Annotated in this window: 15 protein-coding genes; 8 read left to right on the top strand and 7 right to left on the bottom strand. The window is 73.0% G+C overall.

Annotated elements, in window-relative coordinates:
- Positions 1-86 precede the first annotated feature (86 nt).
- A complete protein-coding gene (locus IEZ27_RS18955; protein ID WP_189648451.1) occupies positions 87-1,610 on the bottom strand; it encodes an MFS transporter in 1,524 nt (507 codons plus the stop codon).
- Positions 1,611-1,725: 115 nt separating this feature from the next.
- Complete coding sequence (locus IEZ27_RS18950; RefSeq protein ID WP_229824116.1) at positions 1,726-2,544, bottom strand: S1 family peptidase; 819 nt, start codon at positions 2,542-2,544, stop codon at positions 1,726-1,728.
- A gap of 190 nt (positions 2,545-2,734) precedes the next feature.
- On the opposite strand from IEZ27_RS18950, the gene IEZ27_RS18945 reads away from it, so the two are divergent.
- A complete protein-coding gene (locus tag IEZ27_RS18945) occupies positions 2,735-3,799 on the top strand; it encodes a serine hydrolase domain-containing protein (RefSeq protein WP_189648449.1) in 1,065 nt (354 codons plus the stop codon).
- 53 nt (positions 3,800-3,852) lie between these two features.
- A complete protein-coding gene (locus tag IEZ27_RS18940) occupies positions 3,853-4,341 on the top strand; it encodes a phosphatase domain-containing protein (protein WP_229824115.1) in 489 nt (162 codons plus the stop codon).
- 30 nt (positions 4,342-4,371) lie between these two features.
- Here IEZ27_RS18940 and IEZ27_RS18935 read toward each other — a convergent pair whose 3' ends face one another.
- Together IEZ27_RS18935 and IEZ27_RS18930 are read right to left on the bottom strand one after the other, a co-directional pair.
- A complete protein-coding gene (locus tag IEZ27_RS18935) occupies positions 4,372-5,907 on the bottom strand; it encodes a long-chain-fatty-acid--CoA ligase (protein WP_189648448.1) in 1,536 nt (511 codons plus the stop codon).
- 84 nt (positions 5,908-5,991) lie between these two features.
- A complete protein-coding gene (locus IEZ27_RS18930; RefSeq protein ID WP_189648447.1) occupies positions 5,992-6,741 on the bottom strand; it encodes a helix-turn-helix transcriptional regulator in 750 nt (249 codons plus the stop codon).
- Positions 6,742-7,096: 355 nt separating this feature from the next.
- Here IEZ27_RS18930 and IEZ27_RS18925 point away from each other — a divergent pair, with 355 nt between their 5' ends.
- The 4 genes from IEZ27_RS18925 (at position 7,097) to IEZ27_RS18910 (ending at position 13,532) form a co-directional block, all read left to right on the top strand.
- The gene (locus tag IEZ27_RS18925; RefSeq protein ID WP_189648446.1) at positions 7,097-9,505 is read left to right on the top strand and encodes a PQQ-dependent sugar dehydrogenase; all 2,409 of its coding nucleotides are present in this window, start codon (positions 7,097-7,099) and stop codon (positions 9,503-9,505) included.
- 85 nt (positions 9,506-9,590) lie between these two features.
- Positions 9,591-11,339, top strand: a complete 1,749-nt coding sequence (locus tag IEZ27_RS18920) for a CBM35 domain-containing protein (protein WP_189648445.1) — start codon at positions 9,591-9,593, stop codon at positions 11,337-11,339.
- Between the two features lie 114 nt (positions 11,340-11,453).
- Positions 11,454-12,005: a hemerythrin domain-containing protein gene (locus IEZ27_RS18915; RefSeq protein WP_189648444.1), complete on the top strand. Its 552-nt coding sequence runs from the start codon at positions 11,454-11,456 to the stop codon at positions 12,003-12,005.
- A 189-nt stretch (positions 12,006-12,194) separates the two neighbouring features.
- Complete coding sequence (locus IEZ27_RS18910) at positions 12,195-13,532, top strand: MFS transporter (protein WP_189648443.1); 1,338 nt, start codon at positions 12,195-12,197, stop codon at positions 13,530-13,532.
- Here IEZ27_RS18910 and IEZ27_RS18905 read toward each other — a convergent pair.
- Positions 13,516-14,358, bottom strand: coding sequence for an alpha/beta fold hydrolase (locus tag IEZ27_RS18905; RefSeq protein WP_189648442.1), 843 nt, complete (start codon positions 14,356-14,358; stop codon positions 13,516-13,518). The two genes, IEZ27_RS18910 and IEZ27_RS18905, sit on opposite strands and share 17 nt — an antisense overlap.
- A 57-nt stretch (positions 14,359-14,415) precedes the next feature.
- Between IEZ27_RS18905 and IEZ27_RS18900 the strand changes: the two genes are divergently transcribed.
- Positions 14,416-14,946, top strand: coding sequence for a helix-turn-helix domain-containing protein (locus tag IEZ27_RS18900; RefSeq protein WP_189648441.1), 531 nt, complete (start codon positions 14,416-14,418; stop codon positions 14,944-14,946).
- Between the two features lie 53 nt (positions 14,947-14,999).
- On the top strand, positions 15,000-15,956 hold the full coding sequence (gene pip / locus IEZ27_RS18895; RefSeq protein ID WP_189648440.1) for a prolyl aminopeptidase: 957 nt from the start codon (positions 15,000-15,002) through the stop codon (positions 15,954-15,956).
- 17 nt (positions 15,957-15,973) lie between these two features.
- On the opposite strand, the gene IEZ27_RS18890 is transcribed toward pip, so the two are convergent.
- Positions 15,974-16,459: a nitroreductase family deazaflavin-dependent oxidoreductase gene (locus IEZ27_RS18890; protein WP_189648439.1), complete on the bottom strand. Its 486-nt coding sequence runs from the start codon at positions 16,457-16,459 to the stop codon at positions 15,974-15,976.
- Between the two features lie 91 nt (positions 16,460-16,550).
- Positions 16,551-17,156 carry a TetR/AcrR family transcriptional regulator gene (locus IEZ27_RS18885; RefSeq protein ID WP_189648438.1) on the bottom strand — a complete coding sequence of 202 codons (606 nt, stop codon included), beginning with the start codon at positions 17,154-17,156 and terminating at the stop codon, positions 16,551-16,553.
- Positions 17,157-17,169: the final 13 nt, after the last annotated feature.

Here is a 17,169-nt window from a genome sequence, read left to right as displayed (position 1 = left end):
GGGCGGCGGGCGCGGAGCCGCGGGCCGGTCCGACCGCCGGGACCAGCATGACCCCTCCCACAATGGGAGAGTCCAACGCGGCGGGGTCACCGGTCCTGCGGGAGCGGGGCGGCCGCGATGGATTCCGCCCGGTTCGAGCGGTTGGCGGCGTGGGCGGTGAGGGCGCCGGTCGCGCAGATGGCCGCGAAGCCGAAGAGCACGTACCTGGCCGCGTCGAGCATCGAGCCGTCGCCGAGGTTGACCAGGATCCCGGCGATCGCCGTGCCGAACGCGATGGACAGGCTCGTCACGGTGGCGATCGCCGCCGCCGCCCGTCCGCCCTCCTCCGGATCCCGGGTGCTGGACATCGCCGCCACGGACAGGTGCGGGTACGCCAGCCCGATCCCCGCTCCGGCGGCGAACAACACCGGCACCCAGACCAGCACCAGCCACCCCGGCGTGTCCGCGCGCTGCAACAGCCCCTGGACGAGGAGCCCGGCCGCCAGCAGCACCGGGCCGAGCACCCGCAGCCGCCGTACCGCGCGGTGCCCGGTCACCGACGAGCCGGCGATCTGGGTCACCGACCAGCCGAGCGAGACGGCCGCCGCGAAGAACCCGGCGACCAGCGGCGGCAGCCCGGCCAGCCGCTGGCCGAACAGCGGCAGGAACGACTCGACCGCGACCCCGAAGGTCAGCACCCCGATCGTCAGATAGACCCACTTCAACGACGACCCCCGCTGGTACGTCGCCCGCGGCAGGATCCTGGACCCGCCGCGCCGCTCCTGGAGGACGAACCCGCCCATCAGCAGCAGCGCCACGCCGATGACGGCCGCCTTGGCCAGCGTGCCGGTCACGATCCCCGCCACGCTCACCGCCCCCGCGGCCGCCGTCACCAGCGACAACGCCCCGACCGGCACGGACCCCCGCCCGCCCCCGGGCCGTTCGGAGCGTTCGGGGCGTTGCGTGCGCGGCAGGGCTCGGGGGACGAGCGCGCCGCAGCCGACCCCGAGCACCGCCATCGCGACGAACGCCGGCCGCCAGGCCCCGAACTGGGCGAACAACCCGCCGAGCGCCGGACCGGCGAAGTTGCCGACGCCGTACATCGCCGACATGAGCGCGGTGCCGCGCGTCCAGAGCCGGGACGGCAGGGCCGACCGGATGACGGCGAACCCGAGCCCCGACAACAACCCCGCCCCGAGCCCCTGAATCCCCCGCGAGACCAGCAGAACCGCCATCACCGGGCTCACCGCGCAGGCCAGCGAGCCCACGGCGAACGTGCCGAACCCGGCGAGGTAGGAGCCGACGTGCCCCCACAGGGACAACGACCGGCCGGTGAGCATCGTCGCGACCACCATGGCGACCAGGTAGACCGTCATGTTCCAGGCGTAGAAGCTCGCGCCGCCGAGATCGGCCACCGCGGTCGGCAGCAGGCTCGCCGCCAGGTAGATGTTGATCGCGCCGGCGAGCACTCCCCCGGCCAGCACGACGGCGGCCCCGAGATGCTCCCGGCCCAGCAGTTCCCGCCAGGTGGCGGGCTCGACGGCCCCGGGCGCTCCTCGCGAACCGGGCCTGTCCCGGGGGCCGGCGTCGGGCGTCGCGGGACCGGGACTTTCGTGGTGGTCAGCACTCATGACTTCAAGGCTGTCGTTGAACTGTTCCCGGAAGCTTTTCGCCGCCTCCCACGGGCCGGGCTGGGCCTACGGACGGCGAAGCCTCAACCCGCGGCCGAACCCCGCGCGCGCCCGCTCAGCCGTACGCGCGCATCGTCGTACGGATCCAGTCCGCGTAGGCGGGCACGCTGGTGTAGAGGCCCGGCCCTTCCCCGCAGGACGGGCTCTTGGCGCCGGGCCCCGAGGTGACGCCGATGAGCTCCCACCGGCCGCCCCTGCCACGCTGGACCTGCGGCCCTCCGGAGTCACCGTTGCAGGCCATCGCCTTGGGCACGCGGCTGACCGTGCAGAGCCGGGTGCGGCTCGCGTACCCCGGGCCGCACTCGGACTTCGTGCCCCTGCGGGTGTCGAGCTCGTTGAGCCGGGGGGACATCTTCCAGTCGGCCGGGTTCTGGCTGAACTCGGTGATGCCGAAGCCGAGGATCCGGGTGGGGGTGCCGGGCCGGCCCGGCCGCGCGGCGATCGTGACAGGCTTCTGGTCGACGGGACGGTCCAGGCGGACCAGCGCGATGTCGTTCCTGTTGGGCGTGTGCTGGTCGTAGCGCGGGTGCAGGACGGCCTGGGCGATCCTGCGTACCGAGCCTCCGGACGTCCGCTTGTCGCTGCCGACGCGTACGGTGCCCTGCGGGATCGAGCCGATCTCCATGTCCAGGCAGTGGGCCGCGGTCACCACCCACTGCGGGTCGATCAGCGCCGCTCCGCACACACCGTCCGTGAGCCCCATGGCCGGGGCCGAGATCGGGATCGTGGCCATGAACGGGTACGCCTCGCCGGCCTTCCTGCCGTTGACGATCGCTCCGGCGCTCCCGGCGGTGACGGCCAGGCAGGCCGCGCCCGCCAGGACGACGACGGCGGAGCGGGTGGCGACACGACGAAGCGATTTCTTCCCAAACAACTGATTTATTCCTTTTTGTGGGCAATTAAGACGAAATAACGCTATCTGCGGGGAAATGTCGGGGTCAGTACGCCAGCAGGTCAACTCGCGGTAGGGACCACCCCCGCACCCCCGGGCTGTGGTTTTCCGCAGCCCGGGTGGACGGCGCACCGCATTACGCCGCGAAGTCGATCTCCCTAGCGTTGTCCACATGACGCAGACGATGATGAACGTGCTGATGGCGGCGACGATCGCGTTGGGTGGCCAGGGCGCCGGCGTGGGCCCCGACCTGGACAAGATCGTGGCGACCAAGGGCGCCACGGCGGCGGTGGCGCGGGTGACCGACGGCGGGCGCACCTGGACGGGCTCGGCGGGCGTACGCGACATCGAGCGCGGCGGCCGTCCCTCCCCCAACGGGTACTTCCGGATCGGCAGCGTGACCAAGACCTTCGTGGCCACGGTGGTGCTCCAGCTCGTGGACGAGGGCAAGCTGAAGCTCGACGACCCGATCGACCGGCACCTGCCCGGCCTGGTCCCCGACGGCGGGCAGGTCACGGTCCGCCGCCTGCTCAACCACACCAGCCACCTGTACGACTACATGAGCGAGCCCGGCTACTCGACCAACCGCTGGCGCGGCGAGGCCCGTTTCCGCTCCTACCAGCCGCGCGAGCTGCTCAAGGTGGCCTTCGCCAAGAAGCTGCCCGACGACGGCGCGTGGCACTACTCCAACACCAACTACGTGGTGCTCGGGCTGCTGGTGGAGAAGCTGACCGGCCACACGTACGGCGCGGAGGTCATGAGCCGGATCCTGCGCCCGCTGGGGCTGCGCCACACGGTGGTCCCGGGCGACCGGGCAGGGCTGCCGTCCCCGCACGCCAAGGGGTACGAGGCGATGCCCGAGCTCGTGGACGCCACCCGGATGAACCCCTCGCTCGACTGGGCCGCGGGAGAGATGATCTCGACCGCCGGCGACCTGGAACGGTTCATGTCCGCCCTGTTCGGCGGCAGGCTGACCAGCGCCGAGTCGCTGAAGGCCATGCGCACGACCGTCGAGACGGGCGCCGGGTTCGGCTACGGCCTCGGGCTCCAGGCGTACGCGCTGCCGTGCGGCACGGTGTGGGGGCACAGCGGGGAGCTGATCGGGTATCTGACGTTCGCGTTCCGCTCGGACTCGGGCAAGTCGCTGACGCTGTCGCTCAACCCCTCGACGCGGAACCCGTCCACACAGGAGATCATGGGCATCGCCGTCAAGGTGTTCTGCGGGACCGGAAGCTGACGACAGGGCCTCCGGCGGCGGGACGTCGCAGAGATCACGAGGAGTTGTTCCCCATGGAAGGTCCGATGGACGACATGACGGGCGAGCCGCCGCTCCTGGGCGCCTTCCGGCTCCCGGACGGCTCCTGGATCCGCGGCCGGGGCCTGCGGAACCCGCTGCCGGCGGGACCGCTGCCGGACTTCGGCCTCTACCTCGGCTCCGCGCGGCTCGCCCGCCGCCACGAGGACGGGCTGCGGTGGCCGCACGCCTGGATCGACTGGCCCGACTTCCTGCTGCCCCGCGACCGCGACGCGGCCGTACGGCAGATCCGCGAGCTGCACCGCAAGGCGCGGGAGGGCGCGGCGGTGGAGGTCGCCTGCGGCGGCGGGGTGGGCCGCACCGGCACGGTCGTCGCCTGCCTCGCCGTCCTGGCCGGCGTCGCCCCGGGCGACGCCGTCGCCTGGACGCGCGAGCACCACCATCACCGGGCGGTCGAGACCCCGTGGCAGCGTCGCTGGGTCCTCCGCTTCCCCCCGCAGCCGCACGACCGCACCGTACGGTGACCGCGTCCGGGCCGCGAGGGGGCCGGGCGGTCAGCGCAGCTCGCGCTTGAGGATCTTGCCGGTGACCGTCATCGGCAGACTCTCGCGGAACTCGATCAGCCGCGGGTACTTGTAGGCCGCCATGTTCTCCCGGCACCAGGCGATGAGCTCGTCCTCGCTCGCCGCCGCCCCCGGCGCCGGGATGACGTACGCCTTGATCTCCTCGCCGTGCGAGGCGTGCGGGACGCCGACCACCGCCGCCAGCGACACGGACGGATGCGTCATCAGCACCTCCTCCAGCTCGCGCGGGTAGACGTTGAACCCACCCCTGATGATCATGTCCTTGGTACGGTCGACGACGGCGTAGTAGCCGTCCTCGTCGCGGGTGGCGAGGTCGCCGGTAAGGAACCAGCCGTCCCGCAGGACCTCCTCGGTCTCCTCGGGGCGCCCGTAGTAGCCCTTCATGACGTTGTGACCGCGAACGGCGATCTCACCGGGGCCCCCGCCCTCGATGACGTTCCCGTCGCCGTCCACCAGACGCATCTCCACGCCCCAGACCGGAAGGCCGATGGTCCCGGGCCTGGTGGGCCGGCCCGGCCGGTTGAAGCAGGCCACCGGGGAGGTCTCCGACAGGCCGTACCCCTCCAGGATCGGGACGCCGAAGGCGGCCTCGAAGTCCTTGAGCACCTCGACCGGGCAGGCGGCCCCGCCCGACACCGCCACCCGCAGCGCCGGGGGCGGCGCCGCGCCGCCGGCGCGCAGCTCCGACAGCAGCGCCCAGAACATCGTCGGCACCCCGGCGAACATGGTCACCTTCTCGCCGCGCATCAGCTCCAGCGCCGCGCCGGCCTCGAAGCGCGGCTGGAGCACCAGCGTGGCACGGCGGCGCACGCTCACGTTCATCACCGCGACCTGGCCGAAGGAGTGGAAGAGCGGCAGCACGGCGAGCGCGACGTCGCCCTCGGGGTCGGCGGGGAACATCTCGTCGCTGACCATGGTGTTGACCAGGAGGTTCAGGTGGGTGAGCTCGGCGCCCTTGGGCCGGCCGGTGGTGCCGGAGGTGTAGAGGACGGCCGCGGTGTCGTCCGGCGCGGTCGGCACGGTCTCGAACCGCGCCGGCATGCCCTCCAGCGCCGCCCAGAACGACTCGCCGTGCTCCGACTCGGTGGCGAGGGGCGTGGCGGGCAGGACGAAGAAGTGCTCGCAGCCCTCGGCGGCGTCGTACGCCTCCCGCCCCCGCGCGCCCATGGGCAGCTCGGCCGAGCCCTCGAAGCAGAAGAACGCCCTGCTGTCGCTGTCGGTCAGGTGGTAGGCGATCTCGCGCGGGCGCAGCAGCACGTTGAGGGGCACCACCGCCGCGCCCGCCTTGAGGATGCCGAAGTAGACGAAGGGGAAGTAGGGCAGGTTCGGGCAGAGCAGCGCGACCTTGTCGCCCCTGCCGATCCCCCGGGCCGCCAGCAGAGCGGCGACCTGGCCGGCGACGGAGTCCAGCATGGAGTACGGCAGGCGCAGGTCGCCGAGGACCAGCGCGGTGCGGTCCGGGGTGTTGCGGGCGCTGTCCTCCAGAATGATCGACAGATTGAGCATCGCGGCCTTCTCCTCGGGGCGCTGGGCGTACGCCCCCAAGGATGCGGGGCCGGGGCCGTCAGGGCTTGTACGAACGTGCCGTTCTCAGGGCAGCCATTCGACGGCGGCGGCCAGCGTGGAGGGCGCGGTCCCGAAGGTGCGCCTGAAGACCCGGGTGAAGTGCGGCCCGTCGGTGAACCCGGCGCTGTGGGCGGCGTCCGTCAGCGTCTCACCGGCGGCCACCAGCGCGATCGCGTGCTGGACGCGCCGCCAGCGTACGTAGGGGCGCAGCGGGATCCCCACGTGCGCGCTGAACAGGTGCGCCAGCCGGCTCGGCGACAGGTGCACCGCTGCCGCGAGCGTGTCGAGGCGCACCGGTCCCGAGCGCAGCAGCGCGGGGATGACGGCCACCGCCCGTTCCACCGCCGGGTGCGCCGGGGCCTCCGCCGCGCCGGGGCGGCCGGTCCAGTGCTCGACGAGCTCCAGGGCGTGCGCGGCCTCGGCGGGGTCGGCGAACGGGGGCGTGGCCGCGTCCGTGAAGGGCTGACCCCAGGTCGGCGCGTCGGGGCCGGCGCCCGAACGGGCGAGCAGGGCGCGGCCCGCCGAGCCGCCCGGTTCGAGCTGCGCCAGCAGGGCCCCGCGCGCTCCCGCGAGGAGGGTGTGGCCGGTGTCGGGCGGGACGACCGCGGCCAGGGTGGTCAGCCGGCGGCCTCGGGCGTCGGCCATGGTGAAGGGCTCCGCGGCGACGATCAGGTGGACGGCGTGGTGGGCGTGGAGCTGGTTCGTGCCGATGGTGCCGCCGTACAGCAGGAGGCCGGGGCGGAGCGAGCACCAGCCGCGCCAGAGATGCGCCATCGCGCCTCCTCGTCAGGGCAGGGTTCCGGCCTCCGATCGTCGTGCCGGGAGGCCGCCGTGTGAAGGGGGCGTGCCGAACCGGCCCGCCGTACGATGTCGGTTTCTGAGCGGCACGGTTTGCCCTCCTGTCGTACGGCGGCGAACACAGATCCGATCTCATCCTTGCTTCAGGCATACATCTCCGGCAAATGCCTGTCCAGCGTCCTTGGCACATCGGATGTCTTGCTGCCTCTTCCGAGTTGAGAGTTAGGAAAGTTTCCTAAACTTGGATCGTTCCAAGATCGGCAACTTGTTGACGGGTGTGACTCCTTGTGGGAACACGATGAAAAGCCGCTCACCCCCCAGGAGCCACCCGATGAACCTGTGGAAGTCCCGGTTATGCGTCCTCGTGCTGGTCGCGGGCGCACTGGCCGTACCCGCCGGGCCCGCCGGCGCCGCGCCCACCCGGTACGAGGCCGAGAACGCCACGGTCTCGCAGGGAGCCGTCGAGTCCAACCACACCGGCTACTCGGGCACCGGCTTCGTCAACGGCGACAACGTCGCCGGCTCGTACGTCGAATGGACGCTCGACGCGCCCGCCGCCGGCACCGCCACGCTGGCCCTGCGCTACGCCAACGGCACCGCCGCCGACCGGCCGGCCGACATCGCCGTCAACGGCTCGGTCGTGGCCGCCTCGCGGGCCTTCGCGCCCACCGCCGACTGGGACACCTGGGCCACGGTCACGATGACCGCGCAGTTCAAGGCGGGCGCCAACACGATCAGGGTCACCGCGGCCACGGCCGGCGGCAACCCCAACTGGGACTACCTCGACGCCGAGGTCAAGGTCAGCGGCTACACCGACTACCAGGCCGAGACGGCCACGATCGCGCAGGGCGTCGTGGAGTCCAACCACGCCGGCTACACCGGATCCGGGTTCGTCAACTACGACAACGCGCTCGGCTCGTACGTCGAGTTCCAGGTCAGCGCGGCGGCCACCGGCCCGCAGAGCCTGACGTTGCGCTTCGCCAACGGCACCACGATCGACCGGCCGATGAGCGTCTCCGTGAACGGCACGGCGAGCACCCGCTCCTTCCCCGGCACCGGCGCGTGGACCACCTGGAACGAGGTCACGCTCACCGCCACCCTGAACGCGGGCGCCAACACCGTACGGGCCACCGCGACCACCGCGAACGGCGGCCCCAACCTCGACCGGCTGCGCGTCAGCGGACCGGGCGACACCCAGAAGCCGACCGCGCCCGGCCAGCCGGTGTGCAGCCAGATCACCCACAACAGCCTGAAGCTGGACTGGCCGCCCTCCACCGACGACATCGGCGTCGCCGCCTACGACATCTACCAGCAGGGCCAGCTCATCGCCACCGCCCCCGCGCCGCCCGCCACGCTGACCGGGCTGAGCCCGGACTTCGGGTACCAGCTCTCGGTGTTCGCCCGCGACGCCTCCGGCAACGTCTCGCTGAGCAGCCCGGAGGCCGCCTGCCACACGCTGCCCGCGCCGCCCGACGACCCGCCGTCGCAGCCGGGTCAGCCCGCCGTCAGCGGCGTCCAGCCCACGTCGGCGACCGTCACGTGGGCCGCCTCCACCGACGACGGCGGCGTGCGCGCCTACCTGGTCCGCGACCACGCCTCCGGCACCGTGCTGGCCACCGTCACCGGCGCCCCGCCCGCCACCACCGCGAGCGTGCCGCTGGAGTGCGCCCGTACGTACCAGCTCGACGTCGTCGCCCGGGACACCGCCGGGCAGCTCTCCGCGCCGAGCGCGGCCTCGGCCTCGTTCACCACGGGGACCTGCGGGACCGTGCCGCAGACGCCCGCCGGTGTCGCGGGCGGCTGGGACGTGCCCTGGGACGTCTCCTGGACGCCGGACGGCTCGTACGCGCTGGTCACCGAGCGGGACACGTTCAAGGTGTTCAAGGTGACCCCGGCGGGCGTCAAGACGCAGGTCGGGACCGTGCCGAACGTGCAGACCACCGACGGCGAGGGCGGCCTCATGGGCCTGGACCTCTCCCCCACCTGGAACGGCACGACCGACCAGGAGGTGTTCTTCATGCACACCGCCGCCGAGGGCAACCGCATCGCCAGGATGAACTTCAACGGCAGCACGCTCAGCGGCTACACCTCGATCCTCCAGGGCATCGACAAGAACCGGTACCACAACGGCGGCCGCATCAGGTTCGGCCCCGACGGCTACCTGTACGCCACCACCGGCGACGCCCAGCAGTCCGCCAACGCGCCCAACCTGAACTCGCTCAACGGCAAGATCCTGCGCATCACCAGGACCGGCGCGGCGGCGCCCGGCAACCCGTTCGGCACCCGCGTCTACAGCTACGGCCACCGCAACCCGCAGGGCCTGGCCTGGGACTCGGCCGGCCGCCTGTGGTCCTCGGAACTGGGCAACTCCTCGCGCGACGAGCTCAACCTGATCCAGCCCGGCAAGAACTACGGCTGGCCCACCTGCGAGGGCACCTGCACCACCTCGGGCATGACCAACCCCAAGTACACCTGGGGCGTCGCCGAGGCCTCGCCGAGCGGCATCGCGATCGTCAACAACACGATCTTCATGGCGGCGCTGCGCGGGCAGCGGCTGTGGCGCATCGTGCTGAACGGCGAGAACGTCTCGTCGGTCAACTCCTACTTCAACGGCACGTACGGCCGGCTGCGCGCGGTCGAGAAGGTGCCGAACGCCGCCGCTATCTGGTTCGGCTCGACCAACTCCGACAACAACGGCGACGGGAGCGCCGACACGATCCGGCGTTCCGCCATCCAGTGAGGCCACCGGCGGCCGCGCCGGCGCGCGGCCGCCGGCACCCCCGATCACCCTGACCTGCCCCTTCGACACCCCCCGAGGTAGGACCGTGCTCCCATCCCGCTTACGCGCCCTCGTCCCGGTCGCCGCCGCCTGCCTGGCCGTCTCCCCCCTGGTGGCGCTGCCCGCCCGCGCGGCGACCGTGCGCTACGAGGCCGAGAACGCCACCAACGTCCAGGGCGCCGTCGAGGCCGACCACACCGGGTTCTCCGGCACCGGGTTCGTCAACAGCGCCAACGCGGCGGGCCCGTACACGGAGTGGACCGTCAACGCCCCGGCGGCCGGGACCGCCACCCTGGCCCTCAGGTACGCCAACGGCACCGGCTCGGCCCGGGTCGCCGACGTCTCCGTCAACGGCGCGGTCGTGTCGGCCGGGCGCTCGTTCGGGGCCACCGCGAACTGGGACACCTGGGCGACCTCCACCCTCACCGCCACGCTGCGCGCGGGCGACAACACGATCCGGGTCACCGCCACCTCCGCCGGAGGCAACCCCAACCTCGACTACCTGGAGGCCACGACCGCCGACGCGCCCGCCACCGAGTACCAGGCCGAGGCGGCGACGCTCGCGCAGGCCGCCGTCGCCACCAACCACACCGGCTACACCGGCACCGGGTTCGTGGACTACGTCAACGCCGCCGGCGGCTCGATCGAATGGTCGGTCAACGTCGCCGAGGCCGGCAGCCACACGCTGACCTTCCGCTACGCCAACGGCACCGCCGTCACCCGCCCGATGGACATCGCCGTCAACGGCGCCACCGCCGTGCCCGGCATGGCCTTCCCCGGCACCGGGAGCTGGGACACCTGGGCCGACGGCCGCGCCACCGTGACCCTGAACGCCGGCGTCAACACCGTCCGCGCGACCGGCACCGGCGCCGACGGCGGCCCGAACGTGGACCGGCTGTCGGTCAGCGGCGCCGGCGGCGCGGACGGCCAGGCGCCCACCGTCCCGGCGGGCCCGCGGGTGACCGGCGTGTCGGCGAGCAGCATCTCGCTGGCCTGGACCGACTCCACCGACAACGTGGGCGTCACCGGCTACCGCGTCTACGAGGGCACCACCGTGGTGGCGACCTCGCCGACCGCCGGCGCGACCGTGGGCGGGCTGGCCTCGGGGTCCGCGCACACGTACACGATCACCGCGCTGGACGCGGCGGGCAACGAGTCGGGGCACAGCGCCGCCGTCACCGGCACCGCGACCGGCGGCACCTCCGGGCCGACCGCCGACCAGCTCCTCGCCAAGGTCACCTCGTGCGCTCAGATCTCCAACGGCACGTACAAGACCGACTCCGACGTCTCCTCCGGGACCGTCGCGGTGTGCGGCAAGACCGGCGGCGTGTTCTGGAAGGGCGACATGGACATCGACTGCGACGGCGTGCGCACCACGCAGTGCAACGAGAGCACCGACTGCTGCTTCCAGGCCGACACGTTCTGCCACACCACGTCCGACACGCCGCTGAACGCGGCGCAGCTCCCGTACGTGGTGGTGCCGAGCCCCAGCTCGATCTGGGACTACCGGACCAAGGGCATCGGCTGCGGGACGGTGGTGGCCGTCGTCTACAACGGCCAGGTGGAGTACGCGGTCATGGGTGACACCGGCCCGTCGGGGATCATCGGTGAGGCTTCCTACCGCACCGCCGCCGACCTGGGCATCAACCCCGACCCGAGCAACGGCGGCACCGACGCCGGCGTCACGTACATCGTGTTCACCGGCTCGGGCACGAAGGTCTCGGCCGCCGAGAACCACAACCAGGCCGTCACGCTGGGCAGGACCCTCGCCCAGCGGTTCATCGACGCCAACTGACCGTCCCGGAGCGACGTACGCGCAGGGCTCGGTGGGGCGGCCAGGTTTGCGCCGCCCGCACCGGGCACTGTCACAGTGCGTAACCACAGGGGAACGAGCCGGCGGGGGCATGGCGTGGAGGAACGACAGGACCTGATCGACGTGCTGATCTCCGATCACCGCGAGATCGAGCGGATGTTCACGGAGCTGGAGGGGATGACCGGCCGGCTCGACGAGCGTCCGCAGGAGCTGGCCGAGGAGGTGCTCATCGAGCTGGTACGCCATTCCGTGACCGAGGAGGAGTACCTGTATCCGGCCGTACGCGAGCACGTGCCCGGCGGCGACGCGGCGGCCGACCGGCAGCTGGCCGGGCACGCCGAGACCGAGCGGACGATCAGGCGGCTGGAGGGGCTGGAGCCCGGTGACGCCGCATACTGGACGACGCTGGAGGAGCTGAGGGGCCAGGTCCGCCACCATGTGGACGAGGCGGAGACGGACATCTTCCCCCTCGTACGGGAGTCCTGCCCGCGGGAGCGGCTGCTGGAGCTGGGCGCCGAGGCCGTACGGGCCAGGCACGCCACACCGGACCAGTCACACCCCACCACATCCGGCACCCCGGGCTCTTCCGGGACGCCGTGGGCCGGGCTGGTGGATCGTGTCCGCCGCGCCCTCACCGGCCACGCCTGAGCCCGCCGCACCCGTACGACCGGCCGGACCCTCTTGACCGGTCTCCTCGGCGACTCCTAAAGTCGGTGACTGTTGTAATTGCTTTTGTCAGTTACCGAAGGAGTCGACATGAAGATCACCCTTGTGCCCCGCACCGGACGGGAACGCGGACCACGCGCCGCCGCCGTCACCCGCGCGGACGGCTGACCCTTGCCCCGCACACTCACAGACCTCTCCTTCACCGGCTGGCCCGTGGTCCGCTACGTCGGCGCGGCGACGCTGGTCCGCTGCGTGGACGGCGGCGCGACCGTGGGCCTGGTCCTGCTCGCGGTCCGGCGTCTCCCCCAGGGGGCCGCGGCCGGTGGGCTGTTCGTGGCGCTGCTGACCGTGCCGCACCTGCTCGGCCCGTGGCTGGCCCGCCAGTTGGACCGCTCCGCCGACGGGCGGCGGCTGCTGGCGGGGGCGTTCGTGCTGCACGGGGCGGCGCTGGCGGCCGGCGCGGCGCTCATGGGGGTCGCGCCGCTGCCCGTGGTGGGCGCGCTGCTCCTGCTCGCGGGGGCCGGCGGTCCCATGGTGACGGGCGGGCTGAGCAGCCGGCTGCCGGAGATCGCCGTACGTGCGCGGATGGCGCGCGGTCGGGCCGAGGGCTGGGACGCGGTCACGTACGGGGTGGGCGGCACGGCCGGTCCGGCCCTGGTCGCCGGGCTGGCGGCGGTGGCCGACCCGCTGTCGGCCGTACTCGGCCTGGGGGTGGCCGCCGTGGTGGCGGGCGCCGTCGTACTGACGTTGCCGGACGACCCCAGGAAACCAACCTTGCCGGGCGAATCGGACCCCAGAAAAGCGGGCCTGCCGGGCGAGACGGTCGCCTCTCGGGAGGGGCGCCGGGGCGAAGGCGTTCTGACGGTGCGCCAGGCGCTGAGGCTCATGGTCACGCTCGGGCCGTTGCGGCGGGTACTGGTCGCGACGCTGCTCACCGCCGTCACCGCCGGGGGGCTGACCGTGGTGGCGGTCGAGTTCGGCGCCCGGCTCGGCCACGGGGAGGCGGCCGGCGCCGCGCTGGCCGCCGTGTACGGCCTGGGCAATCTGGCGGGCTCGCTGGCGGTGACCGCTTTCCCGCTGCGGGGAGAGCCGGAGCGGCTGACGGTCCGGCACGTGGTGATCCTGGCCGTGGCGCTGGCCCTGTGCGCGCTGTCGCCCGTCTACCCGGTGGCCGTGGCGGCGTTCGGGCTGGCCGGGTTCGCCAACGCGCCGCTGTTCGCGGCGAGCCTGGCCGCGCGGTCGGCGTACTCGCCGCCCGGGGCGCGGGCGCAGGTCTTCGTGTCGATCGCGGGACTCAAGATGGGGTTGTCCTCGGTGGGGGCGGCCGGCGCCGGGGCGGCGCTCGTCCTGGGGCCCCGGCCGCTGCTGGCCGCCGGGGCGGCGCTCGTGCTGGTCGCCGCGGTGGTCGCCGTGGCGGACAGACGCCTCACCGCCGCCCCCGCGCGTCCGCGGCCGGGACGTACGGCGCCCGGCGGCGTTGCTCCCGAGCAGGTCAGGGAGTGCGGTTGAGCAGCCGCTCTATCCGGTCGGCGACCAGCTCCGGCCGCTCGGCCTGGACGAGGTGTCCCGAGGCGACGTCCTCGTGGCGCCCGTCGGGCAGGCTCTCGGCGTAGCGGCGCTGGTGCTCGCGGTTCTCGGCGTGCTGCCGCTCCCGGCCCTTCGCGGCACGCTCGACCGACAACACGATCGTCGGGCACTCCGGGAGCGGGGGCGGCTCGGCGCGGAACCTCGGTACGGCGGCGGCCACCGCCCGGATCTCCCGGCGGGTCTGGGCGACCCCGGCGGGGGTGAAGTCCTCGGTGAGCATGGTCCGGTAGGTGTCGGCCGGGTAGAGCCGCCGGACGTTCCCGCTGAACAGCCGCGCCACCGGGCGGAACCGGCTGAGCGTCTGCGAGACCGCCAGCATGCGGTCGATCCGCTCGGTGGTCGCGTCCCACGTGTCGTACACCGGCGAGGTCTCCGGCAGGACGTCGGCCAGCAGCAGACCCCGCAGCCGGGACCCCAGGCGCCCGGCGGCGCGGCGCGCGACCAGCCCGCCCATGCTGTGCGCCACGAGCACGAACTCCCCCGGCACGACGGCCTCGGTCATCGCGACCAGGTCGGCCGCCAGGTCGTCGATGTCCAGCCCGGCGACCCGGCCGCTGCGCGCCCGCCCGGCGCGGTCGTAGGCGACCAGCCGGGCCTTCCCGGCCAGCAGCGGCGTCAACCGGTCCCAGCAGGTACGGCCACACCCCCCGCCCGCCTCGAAGACCACCTGGTACGGCCCCTGCCCGAACTCCTCGACGTAGACGTGCCCGCCGTTCACCGGCACCGCCCGCCCCTGCGTCTCCCGCATGACGACCCCCTACGTTTTCATTTTGGATAACGGTATCTCATATGAAATCGTCAGGCCATGGACCCTGTGGAACAACTCCTGCACCCGGTACGGCTGCGCATCGTGCACGCCGTGGCCGCGGCGGGCACGATGACGATCGCGCAACTGTGCGCCCGCATGCCCGAGGTTCCGAAGATCACGATGTACCGCCAGGTCGCCCACCTCACCGAGGGCGGCTTCCTGGAGGTGGACGGCGAGCAGCGCGTACGCGGCGCCACCGAGCGCCGCTACCGGCTGCGCCAGGACCGTCCCGCGATCGAGGCCGGCGCGGCCGCCGCGATGTCGCTCGACGACCACCGCCGGGGTTTCGCCGCGGCCATGGCCGTCCTGATCGCCGAGTTCGACGCCTACCTGCGCCGCGAGGGCGCCGACCCGGTCGCCGACTCGGTCTCCTACCGGCAGGGCACCCTGTGGCTCAGCCCGGACGAGCTCGACGCGATGCTGGCCGACCTGCTCACGGTGTTGCGCGACCGGCTGGCCAACACCCCCGAGCCCGGCCGCGCCCCCTACCTGCTCAGCGCGATCCTGTTCCCCTCGGCGCGGCCGTGACCGCGCCGCACGGGGCCGGTCCGGGCCGTCGGCGACGCTAGTACGGTGGCCGGATGTATCCCGCGATCGAACCCTATGATCATGGCCTGCTCGACGTCGGCGACGGCAACCTCGTCTACTGGGAGGCGTGCGGCAACCCCGACGGCAAACCCGCCCTGGTCGTGCACGGCGGGCCCGGGTCGGGCTGCACGCCCGGCCAGCGGCGCAGCTTCGACCCGGAGCGCTACCGGGTCATCCTGTTCGACCAGCGCAACTGCGGCCGCAGCCGGCCGCACGCCGCCGACCCGGCCACCGATATGTCCGCCAACACCACCCACCACCTGGTGGCCGACATGGAACGGCTGCGCGAGCACCTGGGCGTCGACCGCTGGCTGCTGTACGGCGGCTCCTGGGGTTCGACGCTGATCCTGGCCTACGCCGAGGCCCATCCGGAGCGGGTCTCGGAGATCGTCGTCACCGGCGTCACCATGACCCGCCGTTCGGAGATCGACTGGCTGTACGACGGCGTCGGCCGCTTCTTCCCCGAACAGCGGCGGCGCTTCCGCGAGGGGGTGCCCGAGGCCGATCGCGGCAGCCTGCGCGAGGTGCTGAGCGCCTACGCGGGCCTGATGGCCGACCCCGACCCGGCGGTCCGCGTCAAGGCGGCCCACGACTGGACGGCGTGGGAGGACACGGTCATCTCGCTGGAGGCGAACGGCAAGCCCAACGCCTACAGCGACCGGCCGCCGGACCGGCTGGCGGCGCTGGTCCGCGTCTGCGCCCACTACTTCTCCAACGACGCCTGGCTGGAGGAGGGTGTGCTGCTGCGGGAGGCGTACAAGCTGGCGGGCATCCCCGGCGTGCTCCTGCACGGCCGCTTCGACCTCGGCGCGCCCCTGGAGTACGCCTGGGACCTGGCCCAGGCGTGGCCCGAGGCGCGCCTGGTGGTCGTGGAGGACTCCGGGCACACCGGCAGCGGCACCTACCGCGACGAGATCCTCAAGGCGCTGGACGGTTTCGCCGCGTCCTGAGGTCCACCGCGGACGGCTCACGAAGAAGCGGCATCACCCGGAATGAAACGCACGAACGGGATGTGCCTGCCGACCTCACGGTAGTCCGCCACGCTGCCGTCCACGGCGAACCCCATGATCCGGCAGAGGCGCCGGGCGGCGGCCGGGTGGCGGGGCGCGTACCGGGCCATGATCTCCGCGCCCTCGGCGGCCTCGATCGGCACGGCGGTCGCCCGGAAGCGGCGGCCCCCCACCTGGACGGTCACCCGTGGGGTGGCCATGACGTTGCGGTACCAGTCGGCCTTGGGGCCGAAGCCGGAGGCGGCCACGTAGCCGTGGCCGTCGTGCCGGACGACCTCGATGACCGCCCGGCGGGGCAGGCCCGAGACGCGTCCGGTGTGGGTGAGCAGCATGACGCGGCTTCCCAGCAGCGGCCCGAGGCCCAGCCGGTAGAGCAGGATGGGCAGGCGCCACAACCGCCGCCGCAGCCCGGCCGGTGGGTCCGGCCGGTTGACGATCTCCATCGTTCTCAGTCCCTTCCGAGGCCGGCGGGCGGGGCGTTGCGCTGCCGCAGCCAGTACGCCGGCGTGAGACCGGCGATGCCGGCCCCGCAGATCAGGACCCGCACGAGCCGCCCTCCTCCAGCAGGTCCTCCACCGCCGACAGCGCCGCGCCGACGGGAAGATCGGGATCGATCATGTAGTGCAACATCAGGCCGTCGATCGCTGCGGTGACGAGCGTGGCGACGCCGTCCAGCCGGGCGGCCGTCCAGCCGGGACGCAGGCTCGCCAGGCGGGTGGCGATCAGGCCGCGGGCCCGGCGGAGCTCGTCGCGCAGCACCACGCCCAGGGCGGGATCGCGGGTGGCGCCCACGATCAGCTCGGCCGCCAGCCGGGTCGTCGGCTCGTCGGCCGCCGCGCGGTCCGGCATGTCGCGCATCAGGGCCAGCGCCGCGCGCTCGTCCTCGGCGTTCAGCAGCTCGGTGACCAGCGGGGTGACGACGAGGTCGGTGGCCCGGCGGAAGATCGCCTCGTGCAGGCCGGGCAGCCCGCCGAAGTGGTAGTGGATCAGGCCGGGGTTGGTGCCGGCCCGCTCGGCCACGGCGCGCGTGGTGACGCCGGGCCATCCGTGCTCACGCAGCAGCGCGACGCCGGTCTCCACCAGTTGCTCGCGGCGGCGGTCCCCTCGCACCGAATTTGGTCGATCGGCCAAGTTGGTCATACGGCCAATTTAA

Origin of the sequence: Nonomuraea spiralis, assembly GCF_014648435.1 — a bacterium.
GTDB classification, from domain to species: domain Bacteria; phylum Actinomycetota; class Actinomycetes; order Streptosporangiales; family Streptosporangiaceae; genus Nonomuraea; species Nonomuraea spiralis.
This window is presented reverse-complemented; position numbering and strand designations above follow the sequence as displayed.

What these genes read in the sequence shown, in the direction of transcription:
- IEZ27_RS18955 (WP_189648451.1), bottom strand. Translation starts at nt 1,610, where the DNA reads ATGAGTGCTGACCACCACGAAAGTCCCGGTCCCGCGACGCCCGACGCC.
- IEZ27_RS18945 (WP_189648449.1), top strand. Translation starts at nt 2,735, where the DNA reads ATGACGCAGACGATGATGAACGTGCTGATGGCGGCGACGATCGCGTTG.
- IEZ27_RS18940 (WP_229824115.1), top strand. Translation starts at nt 3,853, where the DNA reads ATGGAAGGTCCGATGGACGACATGACGGGCGAGCCGCCGCTCCTGGGC.
- IEZ27_RS18935 (WP_189648448.1), bottom strand. Translation starts at nt 5,907, where the DNA reads ATGCTCAATCTGTCGATCATTCTGGAGGACAGCGCCCGCAACACCCCG.
- IEZ27_RS18930 (WP_189648447.1), bottom strand. Translation starts at nt 6,741, where the DNA reads ATGGCGCATCTCTGGCGCGGCTGGTGCTCGCTCCGCCCCGGCCTCCTG.
- IEZ27_RS18925 (WP_189648446.1), top strand. Translation starts at nt 7,097, where the DNA reads ATGAACCTGTGGAAGTCCCGGTTATGCGTCCTCGTGCTGGTCGCGGGC.
- IEZ27_RS18905 (WP_189648442.1), bottom strand. Translation starts at nt 14,358, where the DNA reads ATGCGGGAGACGCAGGGGCGGGCGGTGCCGGTGAACGGCGGGCACGTC.
- IEZ27_RS18900 (WP_189648441.1), top strand. Translation starts at nt 14,416, where the DNA reads ATGGACCCTGTGGAACAACTCCTGCACCCGGTACGGCTGCGCATCGTG.
- pip (WP_189648440.1), top strand. Translation starts at nt 15,000, where the DNA reads ATGTATCCCGCGATCGAACCCTATGATCATGGCCTGCTCGACGTCGGC.
- IEZ27_RS18890 (WP_189648439.1), bottom strand. Translation starts at nt 16,459, where the DNA reads ATGGAGATCGTCAACCGGCCGGACCCACCGGCCGGGCTGCGGCGGCGG.
- IEZ27_RS18885 (WP_189648438.1), bottom strand. Translation starts at nt 17,156, where the DNA reads ATGACCAACTTGGCCGATCGACCAAATTCGGTGCGAGGGGACCGCCGC.